Genomic DNA, 17,736 nt, shown 5'->3' with positions numbered 1-17,736 from the left:
GCCCGGGCGGGGCGTCGGCTGGAGTAGTCGACGACCTACAAACGCGGCGGTGTTCCCTGAGAGGAGTTCTCCACCTCGCGCCGGACCAGGAGGCCCTCGCCGAGACGCTCGCGCATGACCTCGACCGCCTGCGGGTTGTCGTCGACCAGCACGAAGCGACGGCCGAGCCCGCGCGCCGCCGCGCCCGTCGTGCCGCTGCCGGCGAAGAGGTCGAGCACCCAGTCGCCCGGCCGGCTGCTGGCCGCGACGATCCGCCGCAGCACGCCGAGCGGCTTCTGCGTGGGGTAGCCGGTGCGCTCCCGCCCGGTCGGGGACACGATCGTGTGCCACCAGACGTCGGTCGGCAGCTTCCCCGCCGCGGCCTTCTCGGCGCCGGCGAGGCCGGGGGCCATGTAGGGCTCGCGGTCGACCGCCTCGGCGTCGAACCAGTAGCGGTCGGGGTCCTTCACGTACACGAGGATCGTGTCGTGCTTCGCGGGCCAGCGGCGCGCGGAGCGGCCGCCGTAGTCGTAGGCCCAGACGATCTCGTTCAGGAAGCACTCGCGGCCGAAGAGCGCGTCGAGCAGCACCTTGGCGTAGTGGACCTCGCGGGCGTCGAGGTGCAGGTAGAGGGTGCCGTCATTGGCGAGCAGCCGCCACGCCTCCTCCAGCCGCGGCTCGAGGAAGGCCCAGTAGTCGGCGAACTCGTCGTCGTAGCGGGCGAGCACGCTCCTCGTGACGTCGTAGGGCCGGCCTCGGAAGCCGAGCCGGCTGCCGCCGAGCGGCGGGTGCCCGCGCCGTGACGGCCGCTCCTGCACCCGCCCGGTGTTGAAGGGCGGGTCGAGGTAGATCACCGTGAACGCGCCGTCCGGCAGCCCGCGCGCGACGGCGAGGTTGTCGCCCTCGACGACGAGGTCCGGCCCGTGCGGCGACCATCGCGGCCGCACCGCAGGCACCTCGAGCGTCACCCGGCGGACGCTAGCGCCGTCCTCCGACGGCGGCGTCACCTCGGGCATCGCCGTCGTGGACACGGCAGGAGCCCCGCAGCACGCGTGCTGCGGGGCTCCCGATCTCGCGCGCCCGGAGGGACTCGAACCCCCAACCTTCTGATCCGTAGTCAGATGCTCTATCCGTTGAGCTACGGGCGCATGCCGCTGTCAAAGCGACCGGACGATGCTACCAGGCCCGCCGCCCGAGGTCCGACGGGGCCGAGCGGGTGCGTGCGTCGCCGGTGCAGCGCTGAGCGGCGCGGGCGGTGCTGGGCGGGCGGTGACCGTGCTGCTGCGGGCTGCACGGGCGGGAGTCAGCGGCGCTCGTGCGTCCAGGCGAGCAGGTCCTCGAGCGGCCACGTCGTCACGATCCGCTCCGGCGGCACGTCGGCCGCGGCCGCCCGGCTGGCGCCGAGGCCGAGGAGGTCGAGGTGGCCCGGCGCGTGCGCGTCCGTGTCGATGCTGAAGAGGCAGCCGGCGACGAGCGCGCGGGCGAGCAGGTCGTCGGGCGGGTCCTGGCGCTCGGGCCGCGCGTTGATCTCGATCGCCACGCGCGACTCGGCTGCGGCCGCGAAGACGCGGTCCGCGTCGAACACCGACTGCGGCCGGGTGCCGCGCCGGCCCTCCACGAGCCGCCCGGTGATGTGGCCGATCACGTTGGTGTGCGGGTCCGCGATCGCGCCCAGCAGCCGTGCGGTGACCTCCGCCGACGGGGCGCGGAGGCGCCCGTGGAGGCTCGCGACCACGACGTCGAGCCGGTCGAGCATCGCGGGCTCCTGGTCCAGGGTGCCGTCGTCGAGCACATCGACCTCGATGCCCGGCAGCAGGCGCACGCCGCCCGTGCCGTCGAGGCGGCGGACGAGCTCGAGCTGCTCGGCCAGGCGCTCCGCGGTCAGGCCGTTCGCGACCGTCAGGTGCGGGGAGTGATCGGTGAGGGCGAGGTACTCGCGGCCGAGCAGCCGCGCGGCGTCGAGCATCGCCTCGACCGGCGTCGTGCCGTCCGACCACTCACTGTGGGTGTGCAGGTCGCCGCGGAGGCGCTGCAGCAGCGCCGTCCCCTCGGGGGACACGTCGTCGGCCGCCCGGTCCCGGAGCCCCTGCAGGTAGTCGGGCACCCGCCCCTCGAGGGTCTGGGCGATCACCTCGAGGCTGCGGCCGCCGATGCCCTTGGTCGCCTTCAACCGCCCGGTCGCGAGCGCTGCCCGCAGGTCCTCGTCGTCGCGCCCCTCGATCGCGGCGGCCGCGCGGCGGAAGGCCTGGATGCGGAAGGGCTCGGCCCGATCGCGCTCCAGCCGGAACGCGATCTCGGCGAGGGCGTCGTGCGGGCTCACCCGCCCATCATCGTCCGGTGACCGCCTGCAGGGTCACGAGCAGGACCAGGGCGTTCAGGGAGCCGTGGGCGACGACCGACGCCCACAGCGTGCGGTGGAACCGGGCGATGAGCGCGAGGCACAGGCCCGCGGTGAAGAGGTAGGGGAGCAGCAGCGGGACGGCGTGCGCACCCGCGAAGAGGACGGACGAGCCGACGACCGCGACCCAGACGGGGAACCGGCGCGCCAGCCCGCCGCCGATCACGCCGCGGAACACCGCTTCCTCCCACACGGGGACGAGGACGACCACGCCGACGGCCAGCACGGGCACGAGCGACGTCGCGCCGTCCCGCAGGACCAGGTCGACCCCCTGCGTCTGCTCCGCGGTGCCGATCACCGACGCCGAGACCGCCGCCACCGCGACGACGACCACGACCATCAGCGGGACCTGCCAGAGCAGGTGGATGAGCCGCGCGGTCGGCGGCCGGAACCCCAGGTCCGCGAAGCCGACGTGCCAGCGCCGGAGCAGCAGCGCGATCGCGCCCAGCATCACGAGCGCGTGCCCCGGTGCGAGCCAGGCGATCAGTGCGATCGGGTCCGCGCCGCCGCGGACCGCGAGCCCCAGTGCGCCGACCAGCAGCGCCGACACGAGCAGCAGGACGGCGAGCAGGACGAGCGATCGCCGCCAGGGCAGCGGAGAGGTCATCGGACCGGAGGCGGGTGAGGGCTCGGTCATGAGCGGAGACGGTGGGATTTGAACCCACGGAGCCCTAATAGGGCTCTCCACCTTAGCAGGGTGGTGCACTCGACCGGACTATGCGACGTCTCCCGGCGCCAGCAGCATAGCCGCTGGGCGGTCCTCCGCGGACGAGTCGGCGGCGCGGGCGCGTGCGCCTCCTTCGCCGGGCGGGGCCGCGTTGCGAGCGGGTCCGGCGCGGGACTAGATTCCTCGCGCCGGGCACCCCCGAAGACGCCCGGCGCGGTCAGTGCCGCCCACCCCCTCGACTTCCGGACGATCGCGCTCGCGTTCCTCCGGCTCCGGAAGTCTCATCATCCGACCGTTCGGGCCGTCGCTGGTGAGACCAGGGGGGCCGTCGGACTGCACATGGGTATGCAGCGCCCGGCGGCTCCCCGCCTCTCGGCCCGGCTTCTTCGCCGCGGGGTGACGAGTTCGCCGCTGCTCCCGGGCGGATCCGTCACGGAGGGGTGAAGAAGCGGGCGGGTCAGTCGGCGTCGGCGACGGGCAGGGCGCTCGCGACCGGCTCGCGGCGCTCGACGCGGTCGAGCGGCTCGGGCTCGGGCTGCGCGACCTCGCCGCGATCGGCGGCCGCGAGCGGGCCCCGGACCAGGCTGAGCACCAGCGCGGCGACCGCCACGGTGCCCGCCGCGATGAAGAACGGCAGGTGCGCCTCCGGGTCGAAGGCCTCGACGAGCAGACCCGCGACGAACGGGGCGAGACCGCCGCCGATGAAGCGGACGAAGCCGTAGGTCGCGCTCGCGACCGGCCGCTCGACCGGCGCGATGCTCATCACGGCGGTGGTCACGAGCGTGTTGTTCACCCCGATGAAGGCGCCGGCGACGATCACGCCCACGACGACCACCGCGGGCACCTGCGAGAAGACGCCGATCAGCGCGAGGTCGACCGCCATGAGCGCGAAGTTGACGTAGAGCGTGCGGGCGGTGCCGAAGCGCCGGTGGAGCCGCGGGGCGACCAATACGGAGAAGACCGCGACGAACGCGCCCCAGCCGCAGAACACGGCGCCCAGCAGGATCGGGCTGTCGATCCCCATCAGGAAGGGGGAGTAGCCGAGCAGGGTGAAGAAGCCCCAGTTGTAGAGCAGCCCGACGATGCTCGTGAGCGCGAGGGAGCGGTGCTTCAGCGCCACCAGGGGTTCGCCGAGGCGCTGCTTGCGCGCGGCCGGCGGCGTCTTCGGCAGCAGCGTCAGCGTCGCCACGAGCGCGATCGCCATGAGGACGCTGACGCCGTAGAAGGGGCCGCGCCAGCTGATGCTGCCGAGCACGCCGCCGATCACCGGGCCGAGGGCGATGCCGACCCCGAGCGCCGTCTCGTACAGGATGATCGCGCCCGCGAAGCCGCCCGAGGCCGACGCCACGATCACCGCCAGGCTGGTGGCGATGAAGAGCGCGTTGCCGAGCCCCCAGCCCGCGCGGAAGCCGACGATCCCGCCGATGCTGCCCGACGAGCCCGCGAGGGCGGCGAAGACGACGATGATCGCGAGGCCCGCGATGAGCGTCCGCTTCGCTCCGAGGCGGCTCGAGACCCAGCCCGTGATCAGCATCGCGAACGCCGTGATGACGAGGTAGCTCGTGAAGAGCAGCTCGACCTGGGTCGGCGTCGCGTTCAGCTGCCCCGCGAGGCTCTTGAGGATCGGGTCGACGAGGCCGATCCCCATGAAGGAGACGACGCAGGCGAAGGCCACCGCCCAGACGGCGCGGGGCTGGCGGAACGGGCTGGTGGGAGGGGAGTCGTGCACGGGGCGGGGTCCAAGTCGTCAGCGGTCGCGGGGCGGGACGGCGACGAGGTGGCGCAGCGCCGGGAGGGCGCGCTCCAGCGCGGCCTGGTCCGCGGGGTCGAGCGCGGCGAGCCGCTCCGCGATCCGCCGCGAGCGGTCGGCCCGGTGCCGGTGCAGCCGCTCGTGCCCGTCCTCGGTCAGGCGGACGCGCTGGGCGCGCCCGTCGTCGGGGTCCGGCTCCCGCGCCACCCAGCCCGACTCCTCCAGCCGGTTCACCAGCGCGGTGGTCGCGGGCTGCGTGACGCCCTCGGCCGCCGCGAGGTCGGTGACGCGTTGCGGGCCGGTCGTGTCCAGCCGGTCCAGCACGCTGAGGCCGGTGGCGGACACGTCGGTGCGCGGGCTGCGGCGCAGCCATGCGGCGATCTCCTCGAAGGCCCGGCCGAGTGCGAGGTGCTGCTCGGCGGGTCCGTCGTCCATGAGGAGAACTGTATCACCGGCTTATGCAAATACTCGTGCGTCATGCCCGGCACGCGAGACGGGCGCCTCCCGACCGCCCGGGCGCGATGCGTCGCCCGTGCAGTCGGAAGGCGCCCGTGGACGGCGCCGCTCGGTCAGCGAAGGGTGGTCGGGCGCTCGGTGTCGTCGCTGCGCGCCGGCTCCGGCGACGCCTCGAACTCGGTCCACGCGCGCTGGTAGACCTCCTGCTGCGCCGGCAGGGCGGTCTCGAAGTAGCCGTCGTAGATCGCCTTGCCGCCGGACTGCGGGAAGTCGGTCAGCTGCTCCACCTGCTGCGCGAAGGCGGCGATCTCGTCGCCGCGGTCGGTCTGCTCGGTCAGCCATTCGGGGAAGGTGGGGGTCGCCATGCGCCCAGTCTGGCCTCGGGGGTTTGCGCGGCCGCTGGGCGCGGGGTGAGGATCGCGGCATGCCGTTGACCGGGGAGTACGAGCCGAGCACGTCGGCGTGGGCGCGCGACCAGGCGGAGCGCTTCGAGGCGAGCGGGGGCGCCGAGGCGAACACCCTGCGGGGCAGGCCGATCATCGTGCTCACCTCCGTCGGCGCCCGCAGCGGGAAGCTGCGGAAGACCGCCCTGATGCGGGTGGAGCACGAGGGCCGGTACGCCGTCGTCGCGTCGAAGGGCGGCGCGCCGGAGCACCCGGTGTGGTTCTGGAACCTGCAGAACCAGCCCCACGTCGAGCTGCAGGACGGCCCGGAGAAGAAGGACTACGACGCGCGCGAGGTCACCGGGCCGGAGCGCGACGAGTGGTGGGCCCGCGCGGTGGAGGCCTGGCCGGACTACGCCGAGTACCAGCGGAAGACGGACCGGGCGATCCCCGTGTTCGTGCTCGACCCGCGCTGAGCGGCCTCATGGGCGGGAGCGCCTAGCCTCGGGACCCATGAGCGATCCCGAGACCGTGACGGGAGCCCCGGGTGTGCAGTCGCACGTGCCCGGGCAGGACGAGGACGACGCCTCGGCGGCGGGCGTCGCGCCGGGCGCGCGCGACCTCGACGCCGCGACCAACCCGGACGCCCCGGCGAACGAGTCGCTCGACGCGAGCGGCGACTCGATGGCGGACGACACCGCGGGCGCCGGCGACGACGCCGCGGCGGGCGAGACGACGGGCGCCACGGCGCTCGACGCGCCCGAGGCGGACGAGGACGCCGGCGGTCCCGGCGACGACGCGGCGGGTGCGGTCGGGGTCTGACGGCGGCCCGCGGGTCCTGCTCGTCTGCGGCGACCTGCGTCCGGGGCTGGACGGCGTCGCCGACTACGTGACCCGCCTGGCCGCCGAGTTGCGCGCGGCGGGCGCCACGGTCCGCATCCTCTGCACGGGGCCGGAGCCGTCCCCGCCCGGCGCCCGCTCGGTCGGGCGCCGATGGACGCCCTCCGCGCTCGCGACCGCCGCTCGCGCCGCCCGCGGCGCGGACGTCGTGCACGTGCAGTTCGCTCCGTCCATGTACCGGTTCCGCGCCGGGATCGGCCTGCTGCCGCCGGCGCTCGGCCGGGCCCCGCTCGTCGTCACGCTGCACGAGTACGGCTGGTGGCGGTGGGAGCGCGCGCTGCCGGGGCGCCTCTGGCGCCTCGTCGAGCGGCGGCGCCTCGCGGATCGGGAGACGGTGCTGCTCGTGCCCCGCGCCGCGGCGGCCGTCGTGACGAACCCCGCCCACGCCGCGGTGCTGCAGCGGCGGTTCGCCGGGCGCGTGCGCTCGACCGCCGTGCCGATCGGCGCGAACGTCGGGGTCGCGGAGGTCGACCGCGCGACGGCGCGGCGGGAGGTGCGGGCCGAGCTCGGCGTCGCCGCGGACGCGGTGCTCGTCGCCTTCTTCGGCTTCGTCCACCCCGTGAAGGGCGTCCGCTACCTCGCGGAGGCCGTCGCGACCCTCGTCGCCGAGGGGCGGGACGTGCACCTCCTCGTCGTCGGGGGCTTCGAGTCCCTCGCCCTGCCCGCGGACGAGGCGCGCGCGTTCGAGCGGGAGCTGCGGGGCCAGGTCGCCGACGCCGGCGCGGGGGAACGGACGGCGTTCACCGGCTTCCTCGCCGCCGACGCGGCCTCCCGCCTGCTCGCGGCGTGCGACCTCGCATGCCTGCCGTTCACGGCGGGCGTGACCGCGAAGAGCGGCTCCCTCCTCACCGTCCTCGCGCACGGGCTGCCGACCCTCGTCACCGCGCCGCCGGACGGCGCGGACCCGGAGCTCGCGGACGGCCTCCGGGTCCTCACCGCCTCCCCGGTGCGGGACGGGGCAGCGCTCGCGACCGGGCTGCGGCGGCTCCTCGACGACCCGGGCCTCGCCGCGCGCGTCGCCGAGGCGGGGAAGGCGTGGGCCGCCGAGCGGGACTGGTCCGGCATCGCCGCCCGGCACCTCGCGCTCTACGCGGAGGTCGGGGCGTGACGGACGACGTCGTCGTGGTCGACACGATGGGCGGGCTCGGCGACCTGCTGCTCGCCCTGCCGCTGATCGAGGCCCTCGGGCGCTCGCACCCCGAGGCGCGGCTCACCGTGGTGACGACGGCGCCGTGGCACGTCCTGCTCGAGCGCGACCCGCGGATCCACGCCGTCGTACCGGTCCCGGGTCGCGACGGCGCCGCCGTGACCGGTGCCGTGCGCCCCGTGCTCGAACGACTGCGACCCGACCTCGCGGTCACGACGAACCGCCAGCACGGGCTGCCCGAGCTCCTCGCCGCCCACGCGCGTCGGGCGGTGACGGACCTGTGGCGCAGGCCCCCTGCGGACGAGCCGGTGGATCTCCGCATGCTGCGGCTGCTGGTCGAGGAGGGCGTCGTCGACCCCGCCCTCGCGACCCTGCCGCCGAAGGTCGTGCTCGGGGAGGACGAGGTCGCGGCGGGGCGCCGCGTGCTCGACTCGCTCGGCGCGCGGGCACCCGTGCTCGTCATGCCGGACTCGGGGATGGCGGTCAAGCACTGGCCGCTCGCCTCGTGGGCGGACGTCGTCCGCGGGCTGGCCGCTCGCGGACGGACCCCGGTCGTCGTCTCCGAGGTCGCCGAGCAGCGGCGGGTGCTCGCCGAGGCCGCCGCGGCTGCGGCGCCGGCGCTGCCGATCCGCGGGGTCGCGGGCCTCGCCGCGGCCGCCGCGGGGCTCGGGGGAGCGGCCGCCGGCGGCGACACGGGACCCGTGCGCCTCGCCGCGGCCGCCGGGCTGCCGGTCGTCGGCCTCTTCGGGCCGACCCTCGCCGCGCGCTACGGGTACCGGGGCGCCGCCGTGAACCTGCAGGGCCTGCCCGGCTGCCCGGTCCGCCGCCCGACCGCGATCACGGAGCAGGAGTGCTGGTGGGAGGCGCGCTGCCCGCTGACCGCCGACCACGCGCCCGCCTGCATGGCCGACATCGCGCCGGCGGGCGTCCTCGCCGCCCTGCTCGCGGCGGCGTAGCGGCCTTCGAGGTCAGCTGGCGATCGAGCAGGTCCGCTGGGCGGCGGTCTGCCCGCGGAGCCCCGCGATCGTCGGGTCCTCCTCGGTCCCGTCCGCGCCGGCCGACTCCGACTTCTTCGTCCCCGTGGTCTTCGACGGCGAGGGCGTGGGGTCGGCGGACTTCGACTTCGACAGCCGGGTGCTGAGACCGAGCGCGTCGTCGCCGAGCGCGATCGGCCGGTCGCGCAGCACGCGGTCCATCAGCACCGGCGCGAGCTGCGCGTTCGGCACCACCTTGTTGTGGTTCACCGGGTCGTCGACCACCGGGTACTGCACGAAGACGAGGTGGTCGAGGTCGACGTTCTTCAGCGCGAGCGCCATCTGCACCATCGGGTCGATGCCCGCGAGCGACTTCGACAGCTTCACGTTGTCCGCGGCCGCGTTCGCCAGCGCGTACAGCTTCGTCGGGTCGGACAGCGTGTTGCTGCTCGTCATCTTGCGCATCAGCGACGACATGTAGGCCTGCTGGCTCGCGATCCGGGACAGGTCGCTCTGGTCGCCGACCCCGTGCCGGCTGCGCAGGTAGGCCAGCGCCGTGCGGCCGGAGATCGTCGAGCGGCCCTTCTTCAGCTTCAGGCCGGCGTCCGGGTCGTCGATCGCCTTCGTCGTGCAGACCTCCACGCCGCCGACGGCGTCCGCCATCTTGACCGTGCCCTCGAAGGAGAACAGCGCCGCGTAGGGGATGTTCAACCCGGTCACCGACTCGACGGTGTTCACGACGCAGCGCAGGCCACCGCGGGAGAACGCCTCGTTCAGCGGCTGCGCCGCCATCGCGCTGAAGACCTCGCCCGTCTTCGGGTCCTCGCACTGCGGGTGCGGGATGATCAGGTCGCGGGGGAGGCTGACGACGGTCCCGCGGGTGTGGTCGGCCGAGACGTGGACGAGGATGTTGACGTCGTTCAGGGTCGCGTCGCGGGCGGCGCCCCACGACTTCTGCCCGACCGCGTTGTCGGCGCCGACCAGCAGCACGTTGAAGGCGCCGTCGATGGGGGCGATCTCGGGCTCGCCGTCGCCGAGGTCGATGCCGCCGGCGACCACCTTCTGGTTGATCCGCCAGGCGCCGTAGGCCGCGACCGAGACGCTGCTGATCAGGACGACGGCGACGAGCACCGCCAGCGTCCTGACGAGACCGCCCCAGATCGAGCGGGGTCTGCCGACCGCGTGTCGAACGGCGGACACGTCCGTGTCGTCGCGCACCTGCCGGCCCCCTGATGGTCCTCGAGTCCGGTCCACCTCACGGACGACCGGGAACAGCGGCACTGTAGGCACCCGTTCGCGTGGCACGGCGGAGGCGCGGCGGCGCGCCGTCGGGGTCCGCTCAGGCCGCGAGGTAGCGGCCCGGGCGGTGGTTCATCACGAGGACGAGGTTCAGCAGGGCGGCTCCGGCCGCGGAGACGAGCACGAGCGGCCACGGGACCACCAGCAGCGACAGCAGCACGATCGTGGCGTCGAGCGCGAGCTGCACGCGTCCGGCGGAGACGCCGAACCGGTCCTGCGCCAGCAGGGCCAGCGTGTTCAGCCCGCCGAGGCTCGCGTTGTGGCGGAAGAGCATGAGCATGGCGATGCCGATCAGCAGGTCGCCGGTGAGCGCGCCGTAGAGCGGCGGCAGCGACAGCCCGGGCGCGGCGACGGGGTGGAGGAACGCCCACGCGGCGATGAGGCCGATGCAGATCGCGGTGCGCGCTGCGAACGCGACGCCGCGCGTCCGGGCTGCGAGCGCGAGGAACGGCAGGTTCAGCACCGCGTAGACGGCGCCGAACGGCAGGTGCAGCGCGTAGCCGAGCAGCAGCGCGAGGCCGGCGGTGCCGCCGGTGACCGCACCGCTCGAGTGCAGCAGGAACACGCCGAAGGAGGCGACGTAGGTGCCGAGCAGGATCGCGACGACGTCCTCGAGGCGCGAGTGCGCCAGCGGGCGTGCGGGCGCGCCGTGCTCGCGGGTCCGGGTCACCGCGGCGACGCTACCGAATCGTGAGGAGGAGGGGCTGGCGCGCGCCTTCCCCGTGCGGGATCCTTCCGGCCGTGAGCGCCGCCGATCGCCGCCGTCCCCTCCCCGGTCCCGCCCTGCTGTCCGGCCCGCTGCTCGCGGCCGTCCTGCTGCTGAGCGCCTGCAGCGCGCCGGAGGACGCGCCGGGGCCGGCGAGCGGCTCGAGCGGGTCGTCACCGACCGCGTCCGCGGTCGAGGAGCAGGACGAGGACGGCTCGTCCGCGGGCGCCACCGCGGCTCCGTCCGTCCCCGCGGCGTCGTCGGGGTCGTCGCGCCCGGGCTCCGCGCCCGCTGCGTCCGGGGGCTCCGCCCTTCGGGACTGCGACCCGGTCGACCTCGACCTGGCGCTCGGCGGGACCGACTCCGGGGCCGGCTCGATCGACCGCACGATCGTGCTCGCCAACCGCGGCCGCGTGGCGTGCTCGATCAGCGGAGCCCCGGTCGTGCACATGGTCGACGCGGACGTCCAGCCGCTCGGGCCGGACGCGACCGGCTCCGGCGCCCCGACGCCGGTCCTCCGGCTCCCGGTGGGCGGCAGCCTGAGCGCGGTGGTCCGCATCGTGAACGTCGGCGAGGACGGCGGGCCGCTCGGCGACCGCTGCACCCCGGCGACCGGGGCCGCGCTGATCGTCGAGACCGCGGACCGCCGTCGCGGCGACCCGCTCGAGGGGGCCTTCCGCGGCTGCCGCGAGCCCGACGTCGCCACGATGGCCGTCACCCCCTGGCGGCTCGACGGCTGACGCCCGGGCCCGTTCCGGACATCCGGGCCCGCCGCGGCGGGCCCGGATGTCCGGAAGGGCCCGAGTCGGTGTCAGCCGCGCATCTCGGCGTAGGCGTCGAGCGCGGCCTGCCGCGACGCCTTCAGGTCCACGACCGGCGACGGGTAGGCCGGCAGGCCGGTGCCCTCCGCCGCGGCCGCGAGGTCGTCCGGCACCGTCCACGGCTCCTGCCGGCCCTTCGCGTCGAGGTCGCGCAGCTCGGGCACCCACTCCGCGATGTACTCCCCGGCCGGGTCGAACTTGTGCCCCTGCGTCACCGGGTTGAAGACGCGGAAGAACGGCGCCGCGTCCGCCCCGGATCCCGCGACCCACTGCCACTGCGCCGGGTTGTTCGCCGGGTCGGCGTCCACGAGCGTGTCCCAGAACCACTGCTCGCCCAGCCGCCAGTCGTAGCGGAGGTTCTTCACGAGGAAGCTCGCGACGACCATCCGCACCCGGTTGTGCATCCAGCCCGTGTGCCACAGCTGCCGCATCCCCGCGTCGACGAGCGGGATGCCGGTGCGACCGCGCTGCCAGGCCCGCAGCACGTCCTGGTCGACGTCCGCCCAGGGGAAGCGGTCGAACTGCCGGTGCACGTTCTCCTGCTCGAGGGCGTGCCCGCGCTCGAGCAGGTCGTAATCGAACTCGCGCCAGGCCAGCTCGGTGAGGAACTTCGTCCGCACCTCCTCCGTCGCGTCCGCCGCGGCCACCCGGTGCCACACCTGGTACGGGCTCAGCTCGCCGAACTTCAGGTGGGCGGAGAGCCGCGACGACACGTCCGCCGCCGGCTCGTCGCGGTGGGCGGCGTAGTGCCGCAGGTGGTCGCGGACGAAGCCGTCGAGCCGGCGGTGCGCGCCCTTCTCTCCGGGCTCCCACGTCTCGGCCATGCCGCCGCTCCAGTCGGGCGAGGTCGGCAGGAGGCGCAGGTCGTCCAGCGCCTCGCTGTGGACCGACCCCTCCCAGCCGGCGATGCGCTGCGGCGCGGGCAGCGGCTCGCGCGGGTCGCCCTGCCGCTGCAGCGCGCGGAAGAAGGGGGAGAAGACGCCGAAGCGCTCGCCGTCGCCGTTCAGCACCGCGCCGGGCTCGTGCAGCAGGCTGCCGGTGAACGACTCCACCTCGGCGCCGGCCTGCTCGGCGAGCCGCTGCACCCGCTGGTCCTGCTCGCGCTCGGCGGCCGCGTAGCGCCGGTCCATCAGCAGCCGCGAGGCGCCGCTGCGCCGCAGCACCGCGCGGATCTCCTCCTCCGCGTCGCCCTCCCGGAGCACCAGACGAGCGCCCCGCTTCTCGAGGGACGCCGACAGGGCGGCGAGGCTGTGGTGCAGCCACCAGCGGCTCGCCGCCCCGAGCGGCCTCGCGCCGTGGCCCGAGTCGTCGACGACGTACACGGGCAGCACCGGCGCCCCCGAGTCGACCGCGGCGCGCAGCGCAGGGTGGTCCGAGACGCGGAGGTCGTCCCGGAACCACACGACGACCGGTCCGTCCTGCGTCACGTCAGGGATCCAAGCAGCGCGCTCCGACGAGACCCCCGACGGAGGGCCCCCCGTTGTGGGACTTCGCGGAATTCCCAGGCTCTTCCTAGTTTCGGAGCCGCGGCTCCCCCAGGCCGCCCGCGCGGTCCACCCAGCCGCCCGCAACCCGCCGACGCCGGCTCCCCTCCCTTCGCCACGCGTCCGCCAGCCCGGAGACCCCCATCCGTGAACACCCCCGCGAACCCCTCCGCCACCGCCTCCACCGGTGAGGTGACGCAGCTGGAGCACCTGCTCGAGCTGCCGACGCGCCGCAAGGTGCAGGACGTCCGGATCGCCGCGATCCTCCCCGCGTACAACGAGGAGGAGTCGATCACCGCGACCCTCGAGTCGCTGCTGAACCAGACGCGCGTCCCCGACGCGGTCTTCGTGCTCGTCAACAACTCCACCGACGAGACCTACTTCGTGGCCCGCGAGTTCGAGGGCCTGCACTCCCGCACCTACCGCGACCACCGGTACAGCTGCCAGGTGACCGTGATCGACCTCGGCGAGGTACCGGACAAGAAGGTCGGCGCCCTCAACTACGGCTTCGCGCTGGCGAAGGACTTCGACTACATCCTCGGCGTCGACGGCGACACGACGCTCGACCGCCGCTGCGTGCAGCACCTCACCGAGGAGATGGTGAGCGACAGCCGCATCGGGGGCATCTCGGCCATCTACGGCTTCGACCAGAGCCACGCGCGCACCGGCATGCAGCGCTTCCTCGTGCGCTCGCAGCGGTTCCAGTTCGCCGGCTTCAACATGGACAACCTGCTGCGGAACCGCAACATGGCGGTCCTGGGCGGCCAGTGCTCCCTCCTGAACGTCGAGGCGATGAAGCGGACGATGGCCGCCAACCGCCAGGACTCCCCGTGGGTCACGGACTCCGAGATCGAGGACTCGCTGCTGTCGCTGCAGCTGAAGTCCGCCGGCTACCGCACGAAGATCTCGTCCAAGGCGCGCGCGGACGTCGGCCCGATGCTCACGATGCGCGCGCTCGACGCGCAGCAGGTGAAGTGGAACGCGGGCGGCGTCGAGCTGATCCTGCAGAAGCCGTTCCACGCGAACCTGCGGCTGCGCTGGCGCGAGAACCTCGCGATGATCATGAACCTGGCCTCCCGCGTGCTGTTCATCGCGCTCGCCGCGGCGTCCCTGTCCATCGGCGCGTTCCAGTTCAGCTGGTGGTGGGCGATCCCGCCGGTCGTGTCGATCCTGCTCACCCTGCGCATCGCGATGAGCATCAAGGGCTACACCGCCCGGGACGTCTTCTACGCGCTGCTCTTCGTGCCCGGCGAGCTGTACATGCTGCTGCGCGGGATCCACTTCCTGAAGGCGTGGGTGCAGGTGCTGACCCGCACGGAGCGCGACAACTGGGCCGCCCAGGCGCGGGCCGAGAACGGCGACGGGGGCGGCGGCGGCGTCGTCCTCGGCCTGCTCGGCACCGTGCTGGTCGCGGCGGCGCTCGGCTGGGGCTGGCTGAACCTGCTGCCCGCGGTGCAGTCGACGCTGCTGGCGGTCGGCTGGACGGCGCTCGCCGTGGTCACGATCGTCCAGACGCTGACGATGATCCGCAAGCTCTTCCGACGGCACCGCGGCTTCACGGTCTGACCGGTGCTCGCGAAGAAGGCCCCGCTCCTTCACGGAGCGGGGCCTTCTTCGCGTCCGCCCGGGTCACCAGTCCGAGCGATCAGGGGCCGGCCGCAGAGGCGGCGACCGACCCCATCCCTTGCACCAAGAGTGTCCTGCAATCACACACGCCGTCCGCCACAGCAACCGGTCGACGCGAGAACGACCGTATAACGGTCAGGTAACGGGGCGCCAGCCCCCGCGGCGTGTCGGACGCTCGGGAAGTGCTGTGAGCGCGACGGGCGGATCGGTGCTAGACGCGGTCGGGGCTCGCCGTCTGGCCGTAGCGGATCACCACGTCCGCGTGGCGGTCGAAGCGGTACCCGCCGCCCCGCACGGTGCGCACGACGTCGCCGTACTCGCCGAGCTTCGCCCGCAGCCGTCGCACGTGGACGTCGATCGTGCGCTCGTTCGGCACCTCGGCGTCCGTGCCGCCCCACAGCGAGTCGATGATCTCGGTGCGCGGCACCGTGCGGCCCTCGCGCAGCACGAGGAACTGCAGCAGCTCGAACTCGCGGTACGTGAGCGGAGCCGTCTCCCCGTCGACGCGCAGCTTCTTGCGGCCGAGGTCGATCGTGAGCCCGGTGCGCCGCTTCGGCGCGGGCGCCGAGGCGGGAGCGCGGTCGGCGAGCGCGCGCCGCACGACGTCGACGTCCCGGCCGCCGGCGCCGGCCGGGGCCAGGGCGACGGCGGCGTAGGTCTCCGCGCCCGGCACGAGCTCGGCGGTGAGTCGGCGCAGGGCGTCGACGACGGTCGCCAGATCGACGCCGGCCGCGCGGGCCGTCTCCTCGTCGACGCCGACGTAGAGGGCGAAGCCGCGGGCGCGGCCCGACGGGGCGGTGGTGGCGGTGGTGGGAGCGGTGGTGGAGGAGGCGGTGCTCATCGCGGAGGTGGTCCTTCGGTGCGGTCCGCGCGGGCGGACGTCAGCGGGGGAGCCGGCCCGTGGCGGGTCGGCCGTTCGGAGCGCGCACGACGGCGCGGGGCCCGCGGTGCGGGCGGCGATCACGAACGGTCAGCGACACATTCGGCGGCTGAGCGGGCCGCGCATCATCGACTGCGGGGCCTGCCGAGCCGGAACGGCGGTCGTGCAGCGCAGGGAGGACATGCCGGGATGATGCCCGCCGATCCCGGACGTGTCAACCGTCCGAGCGCGAGCGCGCCGAGGGGGCCTCAGGCGGGGACGGTGCCGTAGAGCCGGTCGCCCGCGTCACCGAGCCCCGGGACGATGTAGCCGCGCTCGTTCAGGCGCTCGTCGAGCGCGCCGAGCACGACCGTGACCTCGCGGCCCGCCGTCGCCCGCTCCACGGCCTCGAGGCCCTCGGGGGCCGCGAGCAGGCACACCGCCGTGACGTCGACCGCGCCGCGGTCGAACAGGTACTCGATCGCGGCGATCAGGCTGCCGCCGGTCGCCAGCATCGGATCGATGACGAAGCACTGCCGGTCGTGCAGATCGGCGGGGAGCCGCTCGGCGTACACCGCCGGCTCGAGCGTCTCCTCGTCGCGCACCATGCCGAGGAAGCCGACCTCCGCGCTCGGCAGCAGCGTCGTCATCCCCTCCAGCATCCCGAGGCCGGCGCGCAGGATCGGCACCACGATCGGCTTCGGGTCGGCGATCGCGACGCCCTCGGTGCGCGCGACGGGGGTGTCGATCACGACCGGCACCGTGCGGACGGAGCGGGTGGCCTCGTACGCGAGCAGGGTCACCAGCTCGCTCGTCAGCGCCCGGAACGTGGGGGAGGAGGTCGTGCGGTCCCGCAGCACCGTGAGCTTGTGCGTGACGAGGGGGTGGTCGGCGACGTGCACGCGCATGCTGCAAGGGTAGTGACCGCGCGGGCACCGGATCCCGGCGCGAGGAGGGGCCGTGGAGGACCGGGACGCCGTGCGGCTCGCCCTCGCGCAGGCGCGGCTCGCCGCCGCCGAGGGGGAGGTGCCCGTCGGCGCGGTGGTCCTCGCCCCCGACGGCCGCGTGCTCGGCGCCGGCCGGAACCGTCGCGAGGCGCAGCACGACCCGCTCGCGCACGCCGAGGTGGTCGCCCTGCGGGAGGCGGCGCGGACGGCTGGCGACTGGCGGCTCGACGGCTGCACGCTCGTCGCGACGCTCGAACCCTGCACGATGTGCGCGGGAGCGCTGCTCGAGTCCCGCGTGCGCCGGCTCGTCTTCGGCGCCTGGGACGAGAAGGCCGGGGCCGTCGGCTCGGTGCTCGACGTGCTGCGCGACCGCCGCGTCGGTGCCGCGGTCGAGGTCGTCGCCGGTGTCCTCGCGGACGAGTGCGCCGCGGTGCTCGCCGACTTCTTCGCCGTCCGGCGGGCGTCGCCCGGGCCTACTCCATCCCGCGGATGACGATCGCCTCGGTCGGCGTCGCCTGATCCGCCGCGACGTCCGGTTCGACGTGCACCGCCGCGCCCGCGGGGACCAGCCGCGCGAGCGTGAGCTGCACGTGGGCGATCGCCGTCACGACCTCCGTCAGCGGCAGCAGCGGCGGCAGCCCGACCCGGATCACGACGACCGGGCGTCCCGTCTCGTCCTCGTGCGCGTACCGGACGAGGGGCACCGAGCGCACGTTCTTCACCCGGCCCACCGCCTGGACGATGCCCTCCGTCGCGTGTCCGTCCGTCGCCGCCATCGCCGTCCCTCCCGAGGAAGCGGCCGAGTGTAGGCGGGGGTCCTGCGCCACGGATGCATGCGCCGAGGGGAATGGTGCTTCCCGGTGCATGCGCCTAGGGTCGGGAGCCGTGGCGGATCTGTTCGACGTCGTCGCCGACCCGACCCGGCGCGAGTTGCTGCGCGCACTGCTCGACGAGGCCGAGGTGCCGGGCGGCGCGGGCGAGGCGAGCGTCGGTCAGCTCGTGGCACGGCTCGGGCTCAGCCAGCCCACCGTGTCGAAGCACCTCAAGACGCTGCGCGAGTTCCGGGTCGTGACGGTGCGCGAGCAGGGGCAGCACCGCTTCTACCGGCTCGAGCCGGCCGGGCTGCAGCCGATCGCCGAATGGCTCGGTCCCTTCGTCAAGCCGGCGGTCGCGGCGGCGCAGCCCGTGCCCGAGCCGGTCGAGGCGGTGGCCGAGCTGTCTCCCGCGCCGCTCGCGCCGCGGGCGCGGGTCGCGGCCGTGCGCCTCGGAGCGACCGCGGCGTCGCTCGTCGGCCGCATCCGACGCTGACCTGAAGGGCGCGGAGCCGCGGTCGTCTAGAC

20 protein-coding genes and 2 tRNA genes are annotated in these 17,736 nt (G+C 74.6%); 8 read left to right on the top strand and 14 right to left on the bottom strand.

Translation table 11 applies throughout. The features are described 5' to 3' along the window. Window positions 1-35 precede the first annotated feature (35 nt). From ACFSBI_RS06825 to ACFSBI_RS06790, 8 genes are all read right to left on the bottom strand, one after another. On the bottom strand, window positions 36-1,010 hold the full coding sequence (locus tag ACFSBI_RS06825; RefSeq protein ID WP_377933334.1) for a DNA-methyltransferase: 975 nt from the start codon (window positions 1,008-1,010) through the stop codon (window positions 36-38). A gap of 44 nt (window positions 1,011-1,054) precedes the next feature. Further along, window positions 1,055-1,127: transfer RNA gene (locus ACFSBI_RS06820), tRNA-Arg, on the bottom strand. A gap of 155 nt (window positions 1,128-1,282) precedes the next feature. Next, window positions 1,283-2,299 (bottom strand): PHP domain-containing protein, encoded by a 1,017-nt coding sequence (locus ACFSBI_RS06815; protein WP_377933333.1) that lies wholly within the window; start codon window positions 2,297-2,299, stop codon window positions 1,283-1,285. Between the two features lie 7 nt (window positions 2,300-2,306). Further along, entirely contained in the window at window positions 2,307-3,014 is a 708-nt protein-coding gene (locus ACFSBI_RS06810; RefSeq protein WP_377933331.1) for a CPBP family intramembrane glutamic endopeptidase, read from the bottom strand. A gap of 3 nt (window positions 3,015-3,017) precedes the next feature. Beyond that, window positions 3,018-3,107 (bottom strand) — tRNA-Ser (locus ACFSBI_RS06805). Between the two features lie 394 nt (window positions 3,108-3,501). Then, window positions 3,502-4,773 (bottom strand): MFS transporter, encoded by a 1,272-nt coding sequence (locus ACFSBI_RS06800; protein WP_377933329.1) that lies wholly within the window; start codon window positions 4,771-4,773, stop codon window positions 3,502-3,504. Window positions 4,774-4,791: 18 nt separating this feature from the next. Beyond that, window positions 4,792-5,229 carry a MarR family winged helix-turn-helix transcriptional regulator gene (locus tag ACFSBI_RS06795; RefSeq protein WP_377933327.1) on the bottom strand — a complete coding sequence of 146 codons (438 nt, stop codon included), beginning with the start codon at window positions 5,227-5,229 and terminating at the stop codon, window positions 4,792-4,794. Window positions 5,230-5,363: 134 nt separating this feature from the next. Then, window positions 5,364-5,615: a hypothetical protein gene (locus ACFSBI_RS06790; protein ID WP_377933325.1), complete on the bottom strand. Its 252-nt coding sequence runs from the start codon at window positions 5,613-5,615 to the stop codon at window positions 5,364-5,366. 59 nt (window positions 5,616-5,674) lie between these two features. Here ACFSBI_RS06790 and ACFSBI_RS06785 point away from each other — a divergent pair, with 59 nt between their 5' ends. From ACFSBI_RS06785 to ACFSBI_RS06770, 4 genes are read left to right on the top strand one after another with little or no spacing between them, the layout of a single operon-like run. Next, window positions 5,675-6,109, top strand: a complete 435-nt coding sequence (locus ACFSBI_RS06785) for a nitroreductase family deazaflavin-dependent oxidoreductase (protein ID WP_377933323.1) — start codon at window positions 5,675-5,677, stop codon at window positions 6,107-6,109. A gap of 37 nt (window positions 6,110-6,146) precedes the next feature. Continuing rightward, on the top strand, window positions 6,147-6,455 hold the full coding sequence (locus ACFSBI_RS06780; protein ID WP_377933321.1) for a hypothetical protein: 309 nt from the start codon (window positions 6,147-6,149) through the stop codon (window positions 6,453-6,455). After that, complete coding sequence (locus ACFSBI_RS06775) at window positions 6,439-7,641, top strand: glycosyltransferase family 4 protein (protein ID WP_377933319.1); 1,203 nt, start codon at window positions 6,439-6,441, stop codon at window positions 7,639-7,641. Before ACFSBI_RS06780 ends, ACFSBI_RS06775 begins: the two co-directional genes overlap by 17 nt. Next, the gene (locus ACFSBI_RS06770; protein ID WP_377933317.1) at window positions 7,638-8,636 is read left to right on the top strand and encodes a glycosyltransferase family 9 protein; all 999 of its coding nucleotides are present in this window, start codon (window positions 7,638-7,640) and stop codon (window positions 8,634-8,636) included. The genes ACFSBI_RS06775 and ACFSBI_RS06770 overlap by 4 nt, the downstream gene beginning before the upstream one ends. Window positions 8,637-8,648: 12 nt before the next feature. On the opposite strand, the gene ACFSBI_RS06765 is transcribed toward ACFSBI_RS06770, so the two are convergent. Beyond that, entirely contained in the window at window positions 8,649-9,872 is a 1,224-nt protein-coding gene (locus ACFSBI_RS06765) for an LCP family protein (RefSeq protein ID WP_377933315.1), read from the bottom strand. Window positions 9,873-9,993: 121 nt separating this feature from the next. After that, window positions 9,994-10,623, bottom strand: a complete 630-nt coding sequence (locus ACFSBI_RS06760) for a YitT family protein (protein ID WP_377933313.1) — start codon at window positions 10,621-10,623, stop codon at window positions 9,994-9,996. 71 nt (window positions 10,624-10,694) lie between these two features. Here ACFSBI_RS06760 and ACFSBI_RS06755 point away from each other — a divergent pair, with 71 nt between their 5' ends. Then, window positions 10,695-11,399, top strand: coding sequence for a DUF4232 domain-containing protein (locus ACFSBI_RS06755; RefSeq protein ID WP_377933311.1), 705 nt, complete (start codon window positions 10,695-10,697; stop codon window positions 11,397-11,399). Between the two features lie 71 nt (window positions 11,400-11,470). Here ACFSBI_RS06755 and ACFSBI_RS06750 read toward each other — a convergent pair whose 3' ends face one another. Continuing rightward, complete coding sequence (locus ACFSBI_RS06750; protein ID WP_377933309.1) at window positions 11,471-12,907, bottom strand: cryptochrome/photolyase family protein; 1,437 nt, start codon at window positions 12,905-12,907, stop codon at window positions 11,471-11,473. Between the two features lie 204 nt (window positions 12,908-13,111). Here ACFSBI_RS06750 and ACFSBI_RS06745 point away from each other — a divergent pair, with 204 nt between their 5' ends. Then, on the top strand, window positions 13,112-14,530 hold the full coding sequence (locus ACFSBI_RS06745; RefSeq protein WP_377933307.1) for a glycosyltransferase family 2 protein: 1,419 nt from the start codon (window positions 13,112-13,114) through the stop codon (window positions 14,528-14,530). A 271-nt stretch (window positions 14,531-14,801) separates the two neighbouring features. Here ACFSBI_RS06745 and ACFSBI_RS06740 read toward each other — a convergent pair whose 3' ends face one another. Both ACFSBI_RS06740 and upp read right to left on the bottom strand, forming a co-directional pair. Further along, a complete protein-coding gene (locus ACFSBI_RS06740; RefSeq protein ID WP_377933305.1) occupies window positions 14,802-15,431 on the bottom strand; it encodes a winged helix-turn-helix domain-containing protein in 630 nt (209 codons plus the stop codon). A 287-nt stretch (window positions 15,432-15,718) separates the two neighbouring features. Then, window positions 15,719-16,357, bottom strand: a complete 639-nt coding sequence (gene upp / locus ACFSBI_RS06735) for a uracil phosphoribosyltransferase (protein WP_377933304.1) — start codon at window positions 16,355-16,357, stop codon at window positions 15,719-15,721. Between the two features lie 52 nt (window positions 16,358-16,409). On the opposite strand from upp, the gene tadA reads away from it, so the two are divergent. After that, complete coding sequence (tadA, locus tag ACFSBI_RS06730; protein WP_377933302.1) at window positions 16,410-16,889, top strand: tRNA adenosine(34) deaminase TadA; 480 nt, start codon at window positions 16,410-16,412, stop codon at window positions 16,887-16,889. Here the strand turns inward: tadA and ACFSBI_RS06725 are convergent. Further along, window positions 16,870-17,172: a hypothetical protein gene (locus ACFSBI_RS06725; RefSeq protein ID WP_377933300.1), complete on the bottom strand. Its 303-nt coding sequence runs from the start codon at window positions 17,170-17,172 to the stop codon at window positions 16,870-16,872. The two genes, tadA and ACFSBI_RS06725, sit on opposite strands and share 20 nt — an antisense overlap. Before the next feature lie 109 nt (window positions 17,173-17,281). Here ACFSBI_RS06725 and ACFSBI_RS06720 point away from each other — a divergent pair, with 109 nt between their 5' ends. Further along, window positions 17,282-17,704 (top strand): ArsR/SmtB family transcription factor, encoded by a 423-nt coding sequence (locus tag ACFSBI_RS06720; protein ID WP_377933298.1) that lies wholly within the window; start codon window positions 17,282-17,284, stop codon window positions 17,702-17,704. Window positions 17,705-17,736 lie beyond the last annotated feature (32 nt).

The organism is Amnibacterium endophyticum (assembly GCF_042680685.1).
Classification (GTDB): Bacteria; Actinomycetota; Actinomycetes; order Actinomycetales; family Microbacteriaceae; genus Amnibacterium; species Amnibacterium endophyticum.
The sequence above is the reverse complement of the archived record's forward strand: the minus strand, read 5'-3'. Positions and strand labels throughout refer to the sequence as shown.

Bases quoted from the DNA above. Each gene is read 5' to 3' on its own strand.
- ACFSBI_RS06725 (WP_377933300.1), bottom strand. From the start codon at position 17,172: ATGGCGGCGACGGACGGACACGCGACGGAGGGCATCGTCCAGGCGGTG.
- ACFSBI_RS06795 (WP_377933327.1), bottom strand. From the start codon at position 5,229: ATGGACGACGGACCCGCCGAGCAGCACCTCGCACTCGGCCGGGCCTTC.
- ACFSBI_RS06740 (WP_377933305.1), bottom strand. From the start codon at position 15,431: ATGAGCACCGCCTCCTCCACCACCGCTCCCACCACCGCCACCACCGCC.
- ACFSBI_RS06790 (WP_377933325.1), bottom strand. From the start codon at position 5,615: ATGGCGACCCCCACCTTCCCCGAATGGCTGACCGAGCAGACCGACCGC.
- ACFSBI_RS06810 (WP_377933331.1), bottom strand. From the start codon at position 3,014: ATGACCGAGCCCTCACCCGCCTCCGGTCCGATGACCTCTCCGCTGCCC.
- ACFSBI_RS06785 (WP_377933323.1), top strand. From the start codon at position 5,675: ATGCCGTTGACCGGGGAGTACGAGCCGAGCACGTCGGCGTGGGCGCGC.
- ACFSBI_RS06780 (WP_377933321.1), top strand. From the start codon at position 6,147: ATGAGCGATCCCGAGACCGTGACGGGAGCCCCGGGTGTGCAGTCGCAC.
- upp (WP_377933304.1), bottom strand. From the start codon at position 16,357: ATGCGCGTGCACGTCGCCGACCACCCCCTCGTCACGCACAAGCTCACG.